At 51.3% G+C, this 17,258-nt stretch carries 16 protein-coding genes and 2 pseudogenes; 11 read left to right on the top strand and 7 right to left on the bottom strand.

Annotation, left to right across the window (positions count from 1 at the left end):
- Nucleotides 1–70 precede the first annotated feature (70 nt).
- On the bottom strand, nucleotides 71–955 hold the full coding sequence (locus AYI96_RS19115; RefSeq protein WP_039035476.1) for a 6-carboxytetrahydropterin synthase: 885 nt from the start codon (nucleotides 953–955) through the stop codon (nucleotides 71–73).
- Between the two features lie 213 nt (nucleotides 956–1,168).
- On the opposite strand from AYI96_RS19115, the gene AYI96_RS19110 reads away from it, so the two are divergent.
- From AYI96_RS19110 to AYI96_RS19095, 4 genes are all read left to right on the top strand, one after another.
- A complete protein-coding gene (locus AYI96_RS19110; protein WP_071476872.1) occupies nucleotides 1,169–2,518 on the top strand; it encodes a dihydroorotase in 1,350 nt (449 codons plus the stop codon).
- A gap of 299 nt (nucleotides 2,519–2,817) precedes the next feature.
- Entirely contained in the window at nucleotides 2,818–3,747 is a 930-nt protein-coding gene (locus AYI96_RS19105) for a LysR family transcriptional regulator (protein ID WP_039035478.1), read from the top strand.
- 199 nt (nucleotides 3,748–3,946) lie between these two features.
- Entirely contained in the window at nucleotides 3,947–4,336 is a 390-nt protein-coding gene (locus AYI96_RS19100; RefSeq protein ID WP_144362162.1) for an SMR family transporter, read from the top strand.
- 11 nt (nucleotides 4,337–4,347) lie between these two features.
- Nucleotides 4,348–4,677, top strand: coding sequence for a multidrug/spermidine efflux SMR transporter subunit MdtI (locus AYI96_RS19095; protein WP_039035480.1), 330 nt, complete (start codon nucleotides 4,348–4,350; stop codon nucleotides 4,675–4,677).
- Nucleotides 4,678–4,769: 92 nt separating this feature from the next.
- On the opposite strand, the gene upp is transcribed toward AYI96_RS19095, so the two are convergent.
- On the bottom strand, nucleotides 4,770–5,396 hold the full coding sequence (upp, locus tag AYI96_RS19090; protein ID WP_039035481.1) for a uracil phosphoribosyltransferase: 627 nt from the start codon (nucleotides 5,394–5,396) through the stop codon (nucleotides 4,770–4,772).
- A 260-nt stretch (nucleotides 5,397–5,656) separates the two neighbouring features.
- Here upp and purM point away from each other — a divergent pair, with 260 nt between their 5' ends.
- The 5 genes from purM (at nucleotide 5,657) to asnB (ending at nucleotide 12,172) form a co-directional block, all read left to right on the top strand.
- Entirely contained in the window at nucleotides 5,657–6,694 is a 1,038-nt protein-coding gene (gene purM / locus AYI96_RS19085; protein ID WP_071476868.1) for a phosphoribosylformylglycinamidine cyclo-ligase, read from the top strand.
- Nucleotides 6,694–7,338: a phosphoribosylglycinamide formyltransferase gene (gene purN / locus AYI96_RS19080; RefSeq protein ID WP_144362161.1), complete on the top strand. Its 645-nt coding sequence runs from the start codon at nucleotides 6,694–6,696 to the stop codon at nucleotides 7,336–7,338. The genes purM and purN overlap by 1 nt, the downstream gene beginning before the upstream one ends.
- Before the next feature lie 323 nt (nucleotides 7,339–7,661).
- Nucleotides 7,662–8,408, top strand: coding sequence for an HAD-IIA family hydrolase (locus AYI96_RS19075; protein ID WP_039035484.1), 747 nt, complete (start codon nucleotides 7,662–7,664; stop codon nucleotides 8,406–8,408).
- Between the two features lie 131 nt (nucleotides 8,409–8,539).
- Nucleotides 8,540–10,186 carry a M28 family metallopeptidase gene (locus tag AYI96_RS19070; protein WP_144362160.1) on the top strand — a complete coding sequence of 549 codons (1,647 nt, stop codon included), beginning with the start codon at nucleotides 8,540–8,542 and terminating at the stop codon, nucleotides 10,184–10,186.
- A gap of 321 nt (nucleotides 10,187–10,507) precedes the next feature.
- Complete coding sequence (asnB, locus tag AYI96_RS19065) at nucleotides 10,508–12,172, top strand: asparagine synthase B (protein ID WP_144362159.1); 1,665 nt, start codon at nucleotides 10,508–10,510, stop codon at nucleotides 12,170–12,172.
- A 102-nt stretch (nucleotides 12,173–12,274) separates the two neighbouring features.
- Here asnB and AYI96_RS19060 read toward each other — a convergent pair whose 3' ends face one another.
- The 5 genes and pseudogenes from AYI96_RS19060 to AYI96_RS19040 all read right to left on the bottom strand — a co-directional run bounded on the left by AYI96_RS19060 (nucleotide 12,275) and on the right by AYI96_RS19040 (nucleotide 14,560).
- Entirely contained in the window at nucleotides 12,275–12,508 is a 234-nt protein-coding gene (locus tag AYI96_RS19060) for a DUF1289 domain-containing protein (RefSeq protein ID WP_144362158.1), read from the bottom strand.
- 9 nt (nucleotides 12,509–12,517) lie between these two features.
- Entirely contained in the window at nucleotides 12,518–12,862 is a 345-nt protein-coding gene (locus AYI96_RS19055) for a 5-carboxymethyl-2-hydroxymuconate Delta-isomerase (RefSeq protein WP_144362157.1), read from the bottom strand.
- Nucleotides 12,863–12,895: 33 nt separating this feature from the next.
- Nucleotides 12,896–13,246, bottom strand: a pseudogene (locus tag AYI96_RS19050) (VOC family protein).
- A 101-nt stretch (nucleotides 13,247–13,347) separates the two neighbouring features.
- A complete protein-coding gene (locus AYI96_RS19045) occupies nucleotides 13,348–14,016 on the bottom strand; it encodes a DUF445 domain-containing protein (protein WP_100145821.1) in 669 nt (222 codons plus the stop codon).
- Nucleotides 14,017–14,143: 127 nt separating this feature from the next.
- Complete coding sequence (locus AYI96_RS19040; RefSeq protein ID WP_144362156.1) at nucleotides 14,144–14,560, bottom strand: GNAT family N-acetyltransferase; 417 nt, start codon at nucleotides 14,558–14,560, stop codon at nucleotides 14,144–14,146.
- A 981-nt stretch (nucleotides 14,561–15,541) separates the two neighbouring features.
- Here AYI96_RS19040 and AYI96_RS19035 point away from each other — a divergent pair.
- Nucleotides 15,542–16,897: a hypothetical protein gene (locus AYI96_RS19035; protein ID WP_144362155.1), complete on the top strand. Its 1,356-nt coding sequence runs from the start codon at nucleotides 15,542–15,544 to the stop codon at nucleotides 16,895–16,897.
- 177 nt (nucleotides 16,898–17,074) lie between these two features.
- Nucleotides 17,075–17,258: pseudogene (locus AYI96_RS19030) on the top strand (transposase); the annotation flags it as partial.

The raw sequence follows: 17,258 nt of genomic DNA, 5'->3' as shown, positions 1-17,258 counted from the left end.
CTTGCGGATACCTTTAGATTACTTATAGGTTGACCTTATTCTTGGTCCGGCTCAGGCCAAGCAATATCTATCAGTCGCCCTGATGCTGCGCCGATGCGATAGCGCCCTTGCCTATGCCCTCGAAGGCTACCACTTTAAAATGTTTGCCCGGCTCAAAGCCCGCCATGCTGTCGGCCATAAAATGGGCCAGCAGTTCGACCGTGGTGTCGTGGGGGATCAAATCACAGCAGTCTCTTGGCATCGCCAACTGAAAATCACCCTGCGGCGCTTGGTATCTGAAGCCAATATGGCTCTTGTCATCTATCTTGGTTTGGGGTGACAACTCAAGCTCACTGACACCAACCACATCTTCTTCACTGCCAAGGTAGATATCTTTCCAACGTTTGGCCCAGTATTCATCCCATTTGGGCGCGGCGATACCATCGGCAAACACATTGACAGGACTGCGGTGACCGTGAGCGATACGCTGGCAGTTACCGTCGTGCTTACGCAAGCCGTGACTGTAATGGTAATAGGGCGTTTCCAGCACCTCGTTGCGAAGTGTCAGGCTGATGCCCTGAACATTGTCCGGCAAGGCATCTGTCAGCGCCTTGTGCAAAAACTGGTTCACGCTGTCAAAGTCAATAATCTCGCTGGGGATAAGGGCGAAAGCCTGCGCCGGACAAGCCAGGTGAATGCTGCCGCGCAGACTATGGAAGTCCATCCACACCTTGTCGCCCTGCTGTTGCCAGCGCACCTGGCTACAGGCGGTGGGTATCAATAAACGGTGATCGGCCACCTCATCTATGGTTTGCTTTATGGTGCGCTTGACCTTGGAAAAGTCGAGCAACATGTTTTGCTCATCCAGGCCACCGTCGAGCAGCACATCGACTATCCAGCTTTCGCCTACCATGCCGCGAAACGGGCACAGGTAAGAAAAATCAACCACAGTTAAATCTTTGACAAATAATTGCATTCTCGCTCCCAGGCAGATAAACAGTCCACCCATGTGTTATCGGCCGGCCGATATTGGCCACCGATTACGTCAATACCGGCCAGGGTATCGACACTTGACGTATCTTTCGCAAAAAGTCTGTGATCTTGTCCAAAAGCTCCACAGCTTTTTGCTTGAGTTTCCGGTATTATACGCAAGTCACTGCCAATATTAATAACGCTAATCAGGTATCCTATGAAAACCCTCATCTGCAACGCCCAATTGGTTAATGAAGGAACAATCCGTACTCAGGATCTGCTGATCGACAACGGCCGCATCAGCCAGATTGCCTCCCAGATCACGGCTCCGGCAGGGGCTCAGGTCATAGATGCTCAGGGTAAACACCTGCTACCGGGGATGATCGATGATCAGGTGCATTTCCGCGAGCCGGGTTTCCCCAATAAGGGCACCATCGCCAGTGAATCCCGCGCCGCCGTGGCCGGGGGTATCACAAGCTTTATGGAAATGCCCAATGTGAATCCGCAGACCACCAATCTGCAGGCGCTGGAAGACAAGTATACCCGCGCGTCTCAAAGTTCATTGGCCAACTTTGCTTTCTATCTCGGCGCCACCAACGATAACCTGGAAGAGATTAAACGTCTCGATCCCAACCAGGCCTGCGGGGTGAAAATCTTTATGGGCGCCTCTACCGGTAATATGTTGGTGGATAACAGTGCCACTCTGGACGGCATCTTCGCCAACTCTCCTGTGGTCATTGCCACTCACTGTGAAGACAGCCCCACCATAGCCGCCAATGAAGCCGCCATGCGTGAAAAATACGGTGACGCCATACCTATGGAGCTGCACGGCGAAATCCGCTCCCGCGAAGCCTGCCTCAAGTCATCTCAACTGGCGACCGACCTGGCTATTCGTCACAAGGCGCGTCTGCATGTACTGCATTTGACCACGGCCGACGAACTCTATCTGTTTGAGCCTGCCAAGCAGCTGGCACAGCTCAGGGGTGCCAACATTACCGCCGAAGTCTGTGTGCACCATCTCTCGTTCAACGACAGTGACTACGCCCGCCTCGGCAGCCAGATAAAGTGTAACCCGGCGATCAAGACCCTTGCCGACCAACAGGCACTGATAGATGCCGTCAATCGCGACATCATTGACATTATCGCCACAGATCACGCGCCGCACACCTGGGAAGAGAAGCAAGCCGACAGCTACTTCAAGGCGCCGTCCGGTTTGCCGCTGGTGCAACATGCACTGCTCAGCCTGCTGGATCTGCATGCCAAGGGGCACTTCAGTCTGGAAAAAATCGTCCAAAAGACCAGCCATGCGGTGGCCGAGCGCTTTGAACTCAAAGACAGGGGCTATCTGCGCGAAGGTTATCTGGCGGATCTGGTATTGGTGGATCTCAACAAGCCCTTCGAGGCCACGCTGGAAAACACCCGTTATCACTGCGGTTGGTCACCCTTCACCGGCCACAAGTTTGCCGCCTCTATCAGTGGTACCTGGGTCAATGGTAAGCAACTGTTTGACGGCAGTCGCTTTATCGACAATACCCTGGGCCAACGCCTCACATTTAATCGCACTTAATCGCTGATAAACCAAGGGCTCCTTTAGCGGAGCCCTTGAACTTATTATTGGAATGGCCCCTTTCCCTTCACAAAAACAATCAAGATTAAGCGGTTCAACTGGAGCCATTTAAATCCCGTGCCAACTGTGTCAGTGCTTTTTTAAAGTCCGGCATGAAACAATACCAGCTTCACGCTTTTAAAACTGGTTGTGTTATTCTGAAACTCTCTGTAGTCATTGCCGCTGCAGGTTGAATGCTTTATCTTCTGCCGTTCGCTCAAATTAAGACGGCACCTGATAACATAATGGTTAATAGATAAATGGCTCACGAACTGGATACCCTGGATCTTAATCTGATGCGCCTGCTTAAGGCGGTTGTCGACAATCGCAGTATCAAACTGGCCGCCATGCAACTTGGGATCTCTCAGCCCAGTGCCAGCCGCGGTGTGATGCGCCTTAAGCAAACCTTCCAGGACCCCCTGTTTGTTCGTAAACCCCATGGTGTAGAACCCTCCCCCATGGCGCTGCGACTGGCAGAAGAGTTTGACAATATTCTGGCCCCTATCGAAAAAGTTCTGCTGGAGTTCGAAGACTTCAGCGCCAACACCTACACTGGGCAAATAGCCATAGTGACAGATCCCTACCTTATGGATGAACAGGGACAAAGATTGCTGCAAAGCTGTCACCAGGCCTTTCCCAAAGCCAGCTTCACCTTTTCCAGCTGGAACGGTTACAGCCATGATGAGATGCTCGAAGGCATTCACGATTATTGTATTTTGGATCAGGAAACCGAGCTGTCAAAGGATATCTATATGCGGCCGCTATTCACCGAAAAACGGGTGATCCTGGCACGCAAAGATCATCCGCTGCTCGGCGCTGAAAATGATTGGCAAACTGTGTCCACGCTGCCGATAGTCTCCCTGCCAGCACCGGCCTCCTACAATCCGCAATGCACTGTGGAATCTGAGTATCAGCGTATGGGCTATCAGCCTCATGTATTACTCAAATCATACAACCTGAGGGTAGCCTGTCAGATGTTGTTGGAAACCGACGCCATCATGTACGCCAGTCAAGGTACTGCCAGGTTGATGCCCGAACTGGCCTCCTTCCCCATGCCCCAGGTTAATCACGAATTCAGTCACTTCGTGGTTTCCGGCGGCTTTTTACAGACCTACCGTAATCACCCTCTGCACCAGCATCTTCACAAGGTGGTACAAGACACATTTCAACCAACGCCAACATCAGTTTAGAGCGTAACAGATATTCATATTTGAATATCTCAATTACCTATCAAGTCAAAACCCGAACAGTTAACCTAGCGGTGTAAGTTTGGAATTGCCGCTTAAATTATTGTTACTCCTTTTTTATGACTTATCTGGCCAGATAGATTCGGGTGTAATGTGCGATTCTCCGTTATGCATATTTTTCATTTCATGTAGAAGGTGAATTATGATCCTTGCACGGGTATTTCTATTGTTTGCAATTTCCGCCGAAGTGGCAGGTACCAGTACCATGAACCTACTGGGACCTGAAAGTTCTATCTGGGGCTATCTGCTGATGTACCTCTTGATTGGTGTGTCCTACTTCTTTTTATCACTGGCGGCGAAAAAAATTGCCATAGGCGTGGCTTATGCGGTTTGGGAAGGCTTGGGCATAGCCCTGATCACTCTGGTATCCATGTTGTTATTTGACTCCAGGCTCAACCCGCAGGAACTTGCCGGACTGGCCTTGGCCATCCTGGGTATAGTGCTGGTGACTCTGGGCGAGGGCCATCAAGGTGATAAACCCAAAGGTCAGGAAACTGGTTTGAGAGCAAGCAGCGCCGCAAGTAGCTTGTAACGGAGGTTAACATGAACCAGTTTCTGACGCTCTCGTTTGGCTATGTGGTGCTGGCCGCCTTGATTGATATTGCCGCCAATATGGCGCTCACCCGCTCCAACGGATTCAAACGTAAATTATGGGGCGTGCTGGCAATCTTGCTGGTGCTGAGCGCCTTTACTCTGCTGGCACAGGCAGTGAAAGAGATAGACCTGGCGATCGCCTATGCCTCCTGGGGCGCTATCGGCATTTTGGGCACAGCTATCGGCGGCGCCTTGCTGTTCAAACAAAGACTCAAGCCCATAGGTTGGGTCGGCATAGCCGTGGTTATCGCCGCTGTTATCGTGATGAAAACCGCCTAAGGTCAGTAGCAACAAGTAAGGGTTAAGCAAGTAAGGCTGAAATAAGCAAAAAGGCGCCCGAGGGCGCCTTTTCTTATGCTCACTAAAGAGACTTATTTGGTACCGAAAATCTTGTCACCGGCATCACCCAGACCTGGCAGGATATAGCCCTTGTCGTTCAGGCAATCATCGACAGAAGCCGTGTAAAGTTCGATATCGGGATGCGCCTCTTCCAATGCTTTAACGCCTTCAGGCGCCGCAACCAACACCAGCGCCTTGATATGCTTACAGCCGCGCTTTTTCAGCAAGTCTATGGTGCAAATCATGGAGCCGCCAGTAGCCAGCATGGGGTCAACCACCAGTGCCAAACGCTCTTCCATATCGCTGGCGAGCTTCTCGAAGTAAGGCACAGGCTCCAGGGTTTCTTCGTCACGGTAAACACCGACGACTGAAATACGGGCACTGGGAATGTTCTCCAGCACGCCATCCATCATGCCTAGACCGGCACGCAGGATAGGCACTACAGTCACCTTCTTGCCTTTGATCTGTTCCACTTCAACCGGACCGTTCCAGCCCTCAATGGTCACTGTTTCGGTTTCCAAACCTGCGGTTGCCTCGTAGGTTAACAGGCTGCCAACCTCGGCGGCGAGCTCACGAAAACGTTTGGTGCTGATCTCAGCTTCACGCATCAAACCAATTTTGTGGCGTACCAGCGGGTGTTTAACCTCGACAACTTTCATTCTTTTTCTCCTGATCTTGCGGGCGGGACGAGCAATCAGACTGGCAGCTCCAGGCGTGCAGAGCACAAACCAGCCGGATTTGGGCAAATTTGTGAGATTTTAGTTGATTTGTTCCAGCGGTAAAACAGAAAGTTTTATAAATCTGGTAAATCGTGACTTATATCCCTATGAATAAAGTGCAATCTTGGCTTTCGAGCCCCCCGGCAAACTGCTAGAATAGCGCCGCATAAAATCCATAACGATGTACCCGAGAGGATCAAGTGAGTACCCCTACCCCACTGAGCTATAAAGACGCCGGTGTCGATATCGATGCAGGCAACGCACTCGTCAATAACATCAAGTCCGTAGTCAAACGCACTCACCGTCCTGAAGTCATGGGCAACCTGGGTGGTTTTGGCGCCCTGTGTGAACTGCCAACCAAATACAAGCACCCTGTACTGGTTTCCGGTACCGATGGTGTGGGCACCAAACTACGCCTGGCCATTGACTTCAAAAAGCATGACACTGTCGGTATCGACCTGGTGGCCATGTGTGTCAACGACCTGCTGGTTCAAGGCGCCGAGCCGCTGTTTTTCCTCGACTACTATGCTACCGGCAAGCTGGACGTCAATGTGGCGACCGACGTGGTTACAGGTATCGGCGAAGGCTGCTTCCAATCCGGTTGTGCCCTGATCGGTGGTGAAACCGCCGAAATGCCCGGCATGTACGAAGGCGCGGACTATGATCTGGCCGGTTTTTGTGTCGGAGTGGTGGAGAAAGAAGCCATCATCGACGGCAGCAAGGTACAGGCCGGTGATGCACTGATAGCCCTGGGCTCCAGTGGTCCTCATTCCAACGGTTACTCACTGATCCGTAAAGTCCTGGAAGTCAGCCAGGCTGACCCACAGCAAGATCTGGACGGCAAGCCGCTTATCGATCACCTGCTGGAACCAACCCGCATCTATGTCAAACCTTTGCTGGAACTGCTGGAAAAACACCCGGTTCACGCCATGGTACACATCACAGGCGGCGGTTTCTGGGAAAACATTCCAAGGGTACTGCCCGAAGGCGCCAAGGCCGTTATCCAGGGCGAGTCCTGGCAGTGGCCCCGCGTATTCAACTGGCTCAAGCAAGCCGGTAATATCACAGAACATGAAATGTACCGCACCTTTAACTGTGGTGTCGGTATGATAGTTGCCCTGCCTCAGGCTGAAGCCGCCGCCGCCATTGAACTACTCAAGGCCAAAGGTGAAAACGCCTGGCAGATAGGCACTATCGCCAATCGTACTCAACAAGAAGAGCAAGTGGAGATCCTTTAATGCAGGAGAGTTGTCGCATATTGGTAATGATTTCGGGCAATGGCAGTAATTTGCAGGCTGTTATCGACAGCTGTGATAGCAAGATGCCAGGGCGCGTGGTCGGAGTGATCAGCAACAAGGCCGATGCCTATGGTCTGATCCGGGCCCATCATGCCGAAATAGACACCAGTTGCGTCATCGCCCGCAAAGAGGAGTCCCGCGCCCAATACGATGCCAGACTGCAGGCGGCTATCGACAGATATCAGCCCGACCTCATCGTATTGGCCGGCTTTATGCGTATTCTCAGTGATGAGCTGGTCAGCCGTTACCAGGGCAAGATGCTCAATATCCACCCGTCACTGCTGCCCAAGTATCCTGGATTGGATACCCACAAGCGCGCCATCGAAGCCTGTGACAGCGAACATGGCGCCAGTGTTCATTTCGTTATCCCGGCACTGGACAGTGGCCCGGTGATTTTGCAGGCCAAAGTCCCTGTGTTTGCCGATGACACAGTGGCAACTCTGGCGGCCAGGGTGCACGAGCAGGAACACGCCATCTACCCGATAGTTGTGCGCTGGTTCTGCCAGGGCCGACTGAAGATGGTTGACGGTAAGGCCTGGCTCGACGATGAAGCCATCGGCCCCAACGGCTACGCCCCGGACTGATCTCTGAGTAAACTTAGGGAATTCTTACAAAGGACTAAGGCCATTTGCTGCGAACCACGCCTTGCATCCATGCCCGTAAGCCGACGCAGAGCACGCATGGGACTTGTTCGCACCTTCCTTAGGTTGATTAATTCAGCAAAAAGGAGCCATACGGCTCCTTTTTTCATTCCAACAATGGCTATTACAGCTATGGCACAAGCTTGCCTCTTCCCTTAATTTACCTGGATATGACGCTCCGTTACCGGCTTTTTACCGCGGCCAATTGTAATTTTATGACCAATGGCGTTAGATAGGGGCAGTTATCAGGACAGAACGAGACGCGCATGAAGAATATTATCTGCGATATAGACGGCGTGCTGATGCACGACAACAAGTTAATCCCCGGCAGTGACAAGTTTATCGCCCGGGTACTGGAACAGGGAAATCCCTTGGTCATCTTGACCAACTACCCGGTACAGACGGGTAAAGATCTGCAAAACCGCCTCGGCGCCGCCGGGCTGCATATTCCCGAAGAGTGTTTCTATACCTCGGCCATGGCGACCGCCGACTTTCTCAGGCACCAGGAAGGCAGCAAGGCCTTTGTCATAGGTGAAGGTGCCCTCACCCACGAACTTTACAAGGCCGGCTTTACCATTACCGATATCAACCCCGACTTTGTTATCGTCGGCGAAACCCGCTCCTACAACTGGGACATGATCCATAAGGCCGCCCGTTTTGTTGCCGATGGCGCCCGTTTTATTGCCACCAACCCGGATACCCATGGCCCGGCTTATAGTCCCGCCTGTGGCGCTCTCTGTGCGCCTATAGAAAGAATAAGCGGTCGCAGGCCCTTCTACGTGGGTAAACCCAGCAGTTGGATCATCCGCTCGGCGCTGAACCATATAGATGGTCATTCCGAAAATACCGTGATTATCGGCGATAACATGCGCACCGATATTCTGGCCGGTTTTCAGGCCGGGCTGGAAACCATACTGGTCACCAGTGGAGTCAGCAAGCTGGAAGACATAGAAAAAGAGCCCTTCCGTCCCAACCATGTGTTTGCCTGCGCCGCCGACATCGACGTGATCTGAAACCATTGGTAACATTCCTTTTACCGCCTCCGCTTGTGCCGGGGGCGTTTTTTCGTCCATGATAGCGCACAGGCAAGGGCAAAGCCGTTGCCACTTCATACCTGACAATAAAAGCAACAACAGGATCCCTTATGCGCTTGATGATCCCCCTGTGTACCCTGGCACTCTTGAGTGCCTGCAGCCAAAACAATACTGCCGACGACCCCATCCGCGTTGTCAGTTTCAATGAACATGAGTTTCGCCAGGACATCCAAACCTTGGCCTCGGATGAATTTGAAGGCCGGGCGCCGACTACCCGCGGCGAGCAGCTGACCCTGGACTATCTCAGCAAGGCCTTTGCCGCTATGGGGCTTGAGCCCGGCGCCAGCGGCAGCTTTTTGCAAAAAGTGCCCATGGTGAGCTATACCGCCAGTGAAACCCAGGCAATACAGTTAGCCGGTATCGATTTTCAATATCCCCAGGATCTGGTGCTCGGCAGTCGCCATGATGTCAAACGCGTCGATATCACCAACGCACCACTGGTGTTTGTCGGTTATGGTATCAACGCCCCCGAGTACGACTGGAACGACTACCAGGGCCTGGATATGAAGGGCAAAATCGCCCTTATTCTGGTGAATGACCCCGGCTTTGCCCGCCCGGATCTCGGTAAATTCAACGGCAAGGCGATGACCTATTACGGCCGCTGGACCTACAAGTATGAAGAAGCCAGCCGTCAGGGCGCATTGGGCGCCATCATCATTCACGACACGGCTCCTGCCGCTTATCCCTGGTCTGTGGTGGAGAACAGCTGGACCGGCCCACAGCAGGATCTGGCCTCGGACTCCGGCAACGAGCGAGTGGCAGTGGAAGGCTGGATAACCCAGGATGCCGCCCAAAAGGTGTTTGCCAAGGCCGGGCTTGAACTGGACAGCGCCATCAGCCGCGCTGCCCACGGCCCACTGCAACTGACGCTGGGGCAAACCGCCAGCATAGGTTTCGATAACAAGGCCGAGTATGGCGACAGCTACAATGTGGTTGCCACTCTGCCGGGCAGCAGCCGTGCCAATGAGCATATTCTGTTTACCGGCCACTGGGATCATTTGGGCATGAGCAGCTCGGCCGAAGGCGACAAGGTGTTCAATGGCGCAATGGACAACGCCTCCGGCATCGCCGGCATGCTGGCCATCGCCCGTGAGTTTGCCGCCGACGCCAAGGCTGGCAAGCGCCTCAAGCGTTCGCTGACCTTTATCGCCACCACAGGTGAAGAGCAAGGTCTGCTGGGATCACGTTTCTATGCCGCCCAGCCCGCCTACCCACTGGAAAACACCATAGGAGTGATTAATCTCGACAGCACCAATATCTATGGCCGCACCAAAGACTTTACCATAGTGGGCAAAGGCAAGTCTGAGCTGGAGCGTTATCTGGAAGCCGCGCTCAAGACCCAGGGCCGCTATGCCACGGCAGAGAAACACCCCGAGTCCGGTGGTTTCTTCCGCTCGGATCACTTCAGTTTTGCCCAGTATGGCGTACCTGCGGTATTTGCCGGTGGCGGCAGCGAACCTGTAGATGAGGCCACCGCTAACTACAAAGCAGCAATGAAGCAGCAGATGAAAGGCTGCTATCACAACCTCTGTGATGAGTATCATGCCAACTGGGATCTCTCCGGCGCGCTGGAAGATCTGGCCGTGTACTACAAGGCCGCCGAACGCTTGGCGGATTCGGCCGATCGCCCGGGTTACTTCGAGGGCACAGAGTTTTATCGCTTGCGACCGGAAACCGGCATTACTCCAACGATTTAACCAGACGCATTTCCCCATCCCCCAAGGCGCCTCCGGCGCCTTTTTGCGTTGTTTTCCGGGCCGATAAATCGATCGCCGATAAAAACAGCGGCTTTGGGAAAGCGCCAATTTGCACGCGGTTACAGCAGACTAAAATGCAGATCTTTCACTAATTAAGCGATTAAATTATTCAATCTGCAAAAAAGCCACCAAATAAACAGGCTAAAGTTTATAAATTAGACCGTTTTTATGATTTATATTTAAAAATAACGCTTGGCTTTTGAGAATTCTACAGGCAAAGTGGAGCCATTGCTGAAGAAACACCAAGTTTGGAGTCTTACCATGTGTTCAATTTTTGCCATTCTCGATATCCAGTCTGATGCCGCCGCTCTGAGAAGCACGGCGCTGGAGATGTCCAAACTGATGCGTCACCGCGGCCCTGACTGGTCGGGTATTCATACCACTGCAAGAGCCATTCTCGCCCATGAGCGGCTGGCCATTGTCGATATCGAACACGGTGCCCAGCCGCTGTTATCTGCAGACGGCCAATTGGTGCTGGCAGTCAACGGTGAAATCTACAACCACAAAGAACTCAAGGCCGAGCTCGGCGACAAGTACAGCTACCAGACCAACTCGGATTGCGAAGTGATCCTGGCGCTGTATCAGGAATATGGCTGCGACTTTCTCGATAAGCTCAACGGTATTTTTGCCTTCGTACTCTATGACAAGGCCAAGGACTGCTACCTCGTAGGCCGGGATCACATGGGGATCATCCCGCTTTACACCGGCCGCGATACCAGTGGCAACTTCTATGTCGCCTCCGAGATGAAGGCACTGGTCCCCGTATGTAAAACTGTGGAAGTATTCAGCCCCGGGCATTACCTCTTCAGTGAAGATGACGCGCCGGTGCAATACTATCAGCGTGACTGGCGCGACTATGAAGCGGTAGCCCAAAACAGCGCCTCCAGCGAAGAGCTGCGCGAAGCGTTGGAAGCCGCGGTAAAACGCCAGCTGATGTCAGATGTGCCCTATGGCGTTTTACTGTCGGGCGGGCTGGATTCCTCGGTTATTTCCGCCATAACCCAAACTTTTGCCAAGCGCCGTATTGAAGACAACGATGCCTCCGATGCCTGGTGGCCACAGCTGCACTCCTTTGCGGTGGGCCTGAAAGGGGCACCGGATCTGGCAGCGGCGCAAAAGGTCGCCGATGCCATAGGCACCATACACCATGAGCTGCACTTCACCTTCCAGGAGGGCCTGGATGCCATCAAGGAAGTGATTTATCACCTGGAAACCTATGATGTCACCACCATACGCGCTGCAACCCCCATGTATTTGATGGCGCGCAAGATCAAGGCAATGGGGATCAAGATGGTGCTCTCAGGCGAAGGAGCCGATGAACTGTTCGGCGGTTACCTCTATTTTCACAAGGCACCCAACGCCCGCGCCTTCCACGAAGAACTGGTACGTAAACTCGACAAGCTGCACCTGTACGACTGCCTGCGGGCCAACAAGGCCATGGCAGCCTGGGGCCTGGAAGCCCGGGTACCCTTCCTTGACAAGGAGTTTATGGACGTGGCCATGCGCCTGAATCCAGAAGCCAAGATGTCGCGCGATGGCCGAATTGAAAAGCATATCCTGCGTGAAGCCTTCGAGCATAAGCTCCCGGCCGAAGTCGCCTGGCGCCAGAAAGAGCAGTTCAGTGACGGTGTGGGTTACTCCTGGATTGACGGCCTGAAAGAACATGCCGCCGCCCAGGTGGAAGATAAAGAGCTGGCCAACGCCCGTTTCCGCTTCCCGCACAACACGCCGGAAACCAAGGAGGCCTACTTCTATCGCAGTTTCTTTGAAGAGCACTTCCCGCTGGAGTCGGCGGCACTGACTGTACCGGGTGGTAAATCGGTTGCCTGCTCTACCCCGGAAGCGCTGGCCTGGGATGAGAGCCTTTCCGGCATCATAGATCCTTCCGGCCGAGCAGTACGCTCTGTGCACACCGCATCCTACTGAGCTTAAGAAAAAACCATAAAGGCGCCGAATGGCGCCTTTATTCATTACCGGACATCAAAACTTAAATCCGCTTCTGTGCCGCTTTATTTGCTTTGAGCTTGTTCACTTGCGCCTTGTTCTAAGCACTCTAAGCACGGCCGTTACTTGGTCACGCTCAACTTGTCGCTGCCGGCAGCGCTCGAGAATAGCCTGCCGCTCGCTGTCCGTTGCCTGATGCCAGGCCAGAATTTCTTCCAGCGTCCTGAAACACCCCAGGCAAACATCTTGCAGGTCCAGGCAGCAGTGACGAATACAGGGAGAGTCCACCCTGTTACTGCGCTTTGGCTGCCTGGACATATTAGCTTCTTAGCTACCGCGCTTAAGGTAGCTTGGCTGATGCAGCTCAGTAACCTCCAGCGAGATACTGTCGGCTTTGGCCGCAATCGTCTCCAGTGCGGCAAACACGCTTTGGGTCAGGGCTTGCTTTTGCTCATCGGTGCGCCCCGGCATAATGGCCAAACGCACATGGATAAAGCTTTGCGCGCTGTCCTCCCCTACCAGGAAATGCTCACAGGCATGTGCCCTACTCTTGATGGCAGATGGTGTGAACAAGCCTGAGTCTATGGCACCTTGGTGCACCGCCTGAACCAGTTTGGCAACCGGCAACTGCTGCGCCAGGGGCGCCGAATACTCAATAATACAGTGAGGCATAATCCTTCCTTGTAAAGGGAGAAGCGTCCGGGTTTATTCAGACCAGACGGCATACTCGTTTTGGCTCGGGCAGCGAAAATGAAAGCGCCGACCGCCGGGGAAACTGAAAATATCTTTACTGATCTCGCCGCCTTGGGCTTTCACGGCCTCCAGGCTGGCATTCAAATCATTTGAGTAGAGCACCAACAGCGGGCAGCCATTGAGGGTATCGAAGTTCACCGATGAACGGAAAAAACCGCCATCGATCCCGGCCTGGGTAAAGCAGCTTTAGTCCGGGCCATAGTCAACAAAGCCCCAACCAAACACCGCCTGAAAAAACGCTTTAGTGGCTTCCAGTTCCCGGGCGGGAAGTTCAAGATAGTTAATCGTATGATGTAACGCCATGGATTTCCTCCCGCCGCTTGAGCGACTTGATTGCTGTAATACTTAATATGCTGAAAAGCTTCTACTTGACCGCGCTTATCGCCAATGCCTGATAGCCATAGTTATAGCAAGCGTTGCAGGTATACGCTGACCAGCCCTATCAAACCGCCAAAGACACCGCCCCAGACAACCAGCCAGCCCAGGTGAGTTTTAATCATCTGCTGCACCATCTCCTTGACCAACTGCGGCGTTAACTCGGCCAACCGCTGCTCGACAATATCCTGAATTTGACTGCGCATATCGGCCATCACTCCGGGCTGCTCCAGCTCGCCCTTGAGCAGCTCGTAAAAATCATCACTCTTGGCAATATCTGCCAGCGATTGTTGCATCTTTTCAATAAAGGGTTGCTTGAGCGGAGTAAGAGCTTCAGCGCCGCCAAACATGGATAACATGCCCCCCAATGATGACTGGGCAACCGTGGCCACCAAAGCATCGAAGGCCGGAGCCAAGTCTACCTTGGTGATAACACCGGAGAGATCCAGGCTCTGCTTGTCCGAGCGGGTAGACAGGAAACGGTCTATGTTGGCCTCAGAGAAGAACTGCTCCATCATCAGCTCGCTGATCGCTTGCTTAAACTGTTCGAAACGAGCCGGGATCACCCCTGAACCATAGAGACCCGGCACCTTTTCAAACAACATATGCACCGCCAACCAATTGGTAATGGCGCCGGATACGGCAAATAGGCCGATGTTAAATAACACATCTGAGTGCATGCCATAGCCGGTCAGCATAATGGCCAGCGCCAAGAGATTGGTAACCGCGCTCTTGTCGAGCACTGGTGTCTGTTGTACTGCTGTTTTCAATCTAAAATCCCCTGAAATTAAAACCCGCTAATGGTAGCAAACAGGGGGCAGCAGATTAAAGTAGTGCGTGATACAGACCTTGCTCTGTGTCATCCCCGGTTGTCGGCATGGAGGGCTCACCCAATTGGCGCTTCACCGCCAACACCTTGGCATCCTGTGCCAGAGTACGGGCTCTATGGGTGAGTTCTTTGGCAATCCCCTGACCACGGTAATCGGGCAATACAAAGAGATCATCGAGATACCACAAGGGCTGGAGTAATAAAGAAGAGAATGAAGGAAAGAGCTGAGTGAATGCCAATGGGAAATCGCCTTCGGTGGCGATAAAGATCATCGAATCATTTTCCTGCAAGCGACAGCGTAAAAATTCGCGACAACGACCGAGATCCGACTCTTGCCCCAGTTCCTGCCGATATTCATCAAACAACAGGATCAGTTGCTCCAAATCCATTTCAGTAGCCAAACGTATTTGCATTTTTCATCCCTGAATACAAGTTGAAATCTTACTATTTGCCAAAGGCAAAACGACAATAAACTTCATAAACAAGGCAAGGCTAACATAGAAAAGCTTCTCTGGCAGCAGCTTTAGGCCGCACTCCCCCAAGCCAGTTCCCGTTCATGCCCATCCTGGCAGCCGTTTTCAACGAGCACACAAACCCAAGTAGACTTAGCGGTATTGGTCGGCGATAACAACTGAAATGGCCCCCAGCCATCAAGCACTGAAACAGGCGATTTAACAATTGGAATATTGCTCATATGATTTGCCGGGCACAGTTATTTTAATAGCGAATTATGTTGCCAACCCCCACAAAATCAGGGTTTTATTGCCTTTGTTAAAAAACTTGACCTTAAGCTAATTGTTTTACTAATAGGTACTGAGTATTGTATAGCCAATTCAACCAGTTAGCTTTAGCTTTTTCTTAAGCGAACGCTCTGCGACAAGGATACTTTTCCGTTTGTAACGGTATTCAGGGACGAACAACATGTCGCGCCCGTGCGGTAGCTATGGCTTTACTTAACGCTTTTTGTCGGGCTTGAGTTTTAGGGTCCTTGGTTTTAAGGCGCTTAGTTTTAAGGTGCTTGGTTTTAAGGCGCTTGGTTACAGGGCTTGAAGCGTTCATGGTAAGTACCTAAGAACTGATTTTTTATACAGTATTATTGACGTTCCTGACAAAATGCCGGCAACTTGTAGCTAAGCTTGCGCGTTATTTCTGTAACATTTTAAAAAAATATCATTAAATTCATACAGTTAAAAAATGCAGCGGGTAGATAATAGGTTTGGAAACCGCGCATGCGCGTTTAGCTGCAAGGGATATTTGGACTAAATGGTATTATATCCAGCTAATACAAACAGATAGCGATGCGCGTTTACACTCCTCCGAGGACTAAAACGCGCATGCGTGCTATGCAGCTGTTAGTGATGCGGTGAGTAAAACAACGATATATTGGAGACGAAATGAATCGATGGAAAGAAGCCTTTGAAAAGCACCCTATACATGAAACTCTTTCGTGGCTGGCTGATGCAGCTAGTTCGAATGTTGAAAACCTTTCTGAAGGTGAAGTCGAGGAACAGCGTCGTCTAAAAAAGATAATTGATAGGTATCGATTGGTTTTGGGGTCAATTGACCCTGAAATAGTTCCTGTTAATCAGATAGATTCGTTAAACGCTCAGTTGCGCCATCAGAATGTCACTAATCAAGTTAACGCCTATGTACAAAACGGTAAAGCAGCTCACTTAGTCGCTGTTAATGATCATATCTCTAAACAGTTGACGCAGCTGGCCTTAATTCAGTCTCTTTCCGATGATTATGAGTCACAAGAAAAAATATCCTACATTGATAGCGTTGTCGATAGCACAATTAATGGGCTGTCTGTAAAAAAAGAAGCTCTTGACTCTCAATTGACTAATATTTCTTCTTTAACTGAGGAGCAAGCCAAAAAGCTTAAATCACTTTCAGAAGAGATAGAGCAAAAGAAAACTGAACTAAGTAAGCTTACATCGGATTGGCAAAACCAATTCTCTTCTGCACAAGAGTCCCGCAGCCAAGAGTTTAGTAAGTGGAGAGATGCTTTCGCCTCAGAAAAAAGTAAAGAAATGCAAGAAATTATTGATAAGCATGATGAAACTCTAGATAGCCGGGACAAGGAGCTTAAGACGGAGCTAGATCGAGTAATAAAAGATTCAAAATCCAAACACCAGTCGATACTAGATTTGTATGAGTTGACGGCTGGTGACAGTGTTGGAGCGGCATATATCAAAAGCGCAGATGACGAAAAGGGTCAGGCTAATCGGTGGAGAAACGTATCGGTTGGGTTTATCGGTGTCACGGTTATATGGCTAGTATTTTCATTTTTCTATAATTCGAAAGCATGGAATAGTATTGAAGCAACTCCTAACGTATTAACTCAAGAAGAAAGTAAAGAGAAAAATCAATCAAATAAGGCTGTTTCGGAAACGGCTAGTATACAAGTTAATCTATCGGAGAACAGCGGGTTTCCTTGGCATACTATGCTTATCGCTTTTTCTATATCGGGAGTTCTTTTGTGGGGCGCAGCCTATTCCGCGCAGCAATCAACTAGGCATAGAAATAACGAAAAAAGAGCGAGATGGTTCGCATTAGAAGTAAAGGCCTTTGACCCATTCATAAACTCGCTAGAACTAACACAGCAGCAAGAGCTTAAAAAGCAATTAGCTGAGCGTATCTTCGGTCAAAACTCAACAAATGAAGAGGATTCAAAAGTAGTTGACGAACACGCATTGAGGGTAGTTACCGATGCATTTGGAAAGGTGCTTTCAAAGTTGCCAAAATGATCACTAACAAGGCGCTGCTGTCGGACAAATTTTCCGCTGCGCTCCAAATTTGCCGTAGAGCGCGGCGTTGATATGATTCCCTTTGTCAAATAGGAAAAAATATGGACACCCAGCGTTAATGGCGCTCTAGTAAGTCTCCGACTATGCTTTGTTTAAGCATTTAACAAGGAGGTTATTATGCCGCGCCCTCGCCGAACTCAAATCAGCCTTGAAGATACGCCCTACTACCACTGTTGCAGCCGCGTGGTGCGGCGAGCCTTTCTGTGTGGTGATGATGCCTACTCGGGTAAGAATTATGACCACCGCCGTGGTTGGGTGGAATCGTTATTGTTTGAACTGGAAGCTGTTTTTGCCATTGATG

This window comes from Shewanella sp. MSW (assembly GCF_007636515.1).
Classification (GTDB): domain Bacteria; phylum Pseudomonadota; class Gammaproteobacteria; order Enterobacterales; family Shewanellaceae; genus Shewanella; species Shewanella indica.
The sequence above is the reverse complement of the archived record's forward strand: the minus strand, read 5'-3'. Positions and strand labels throughout refer to the sequence as shown.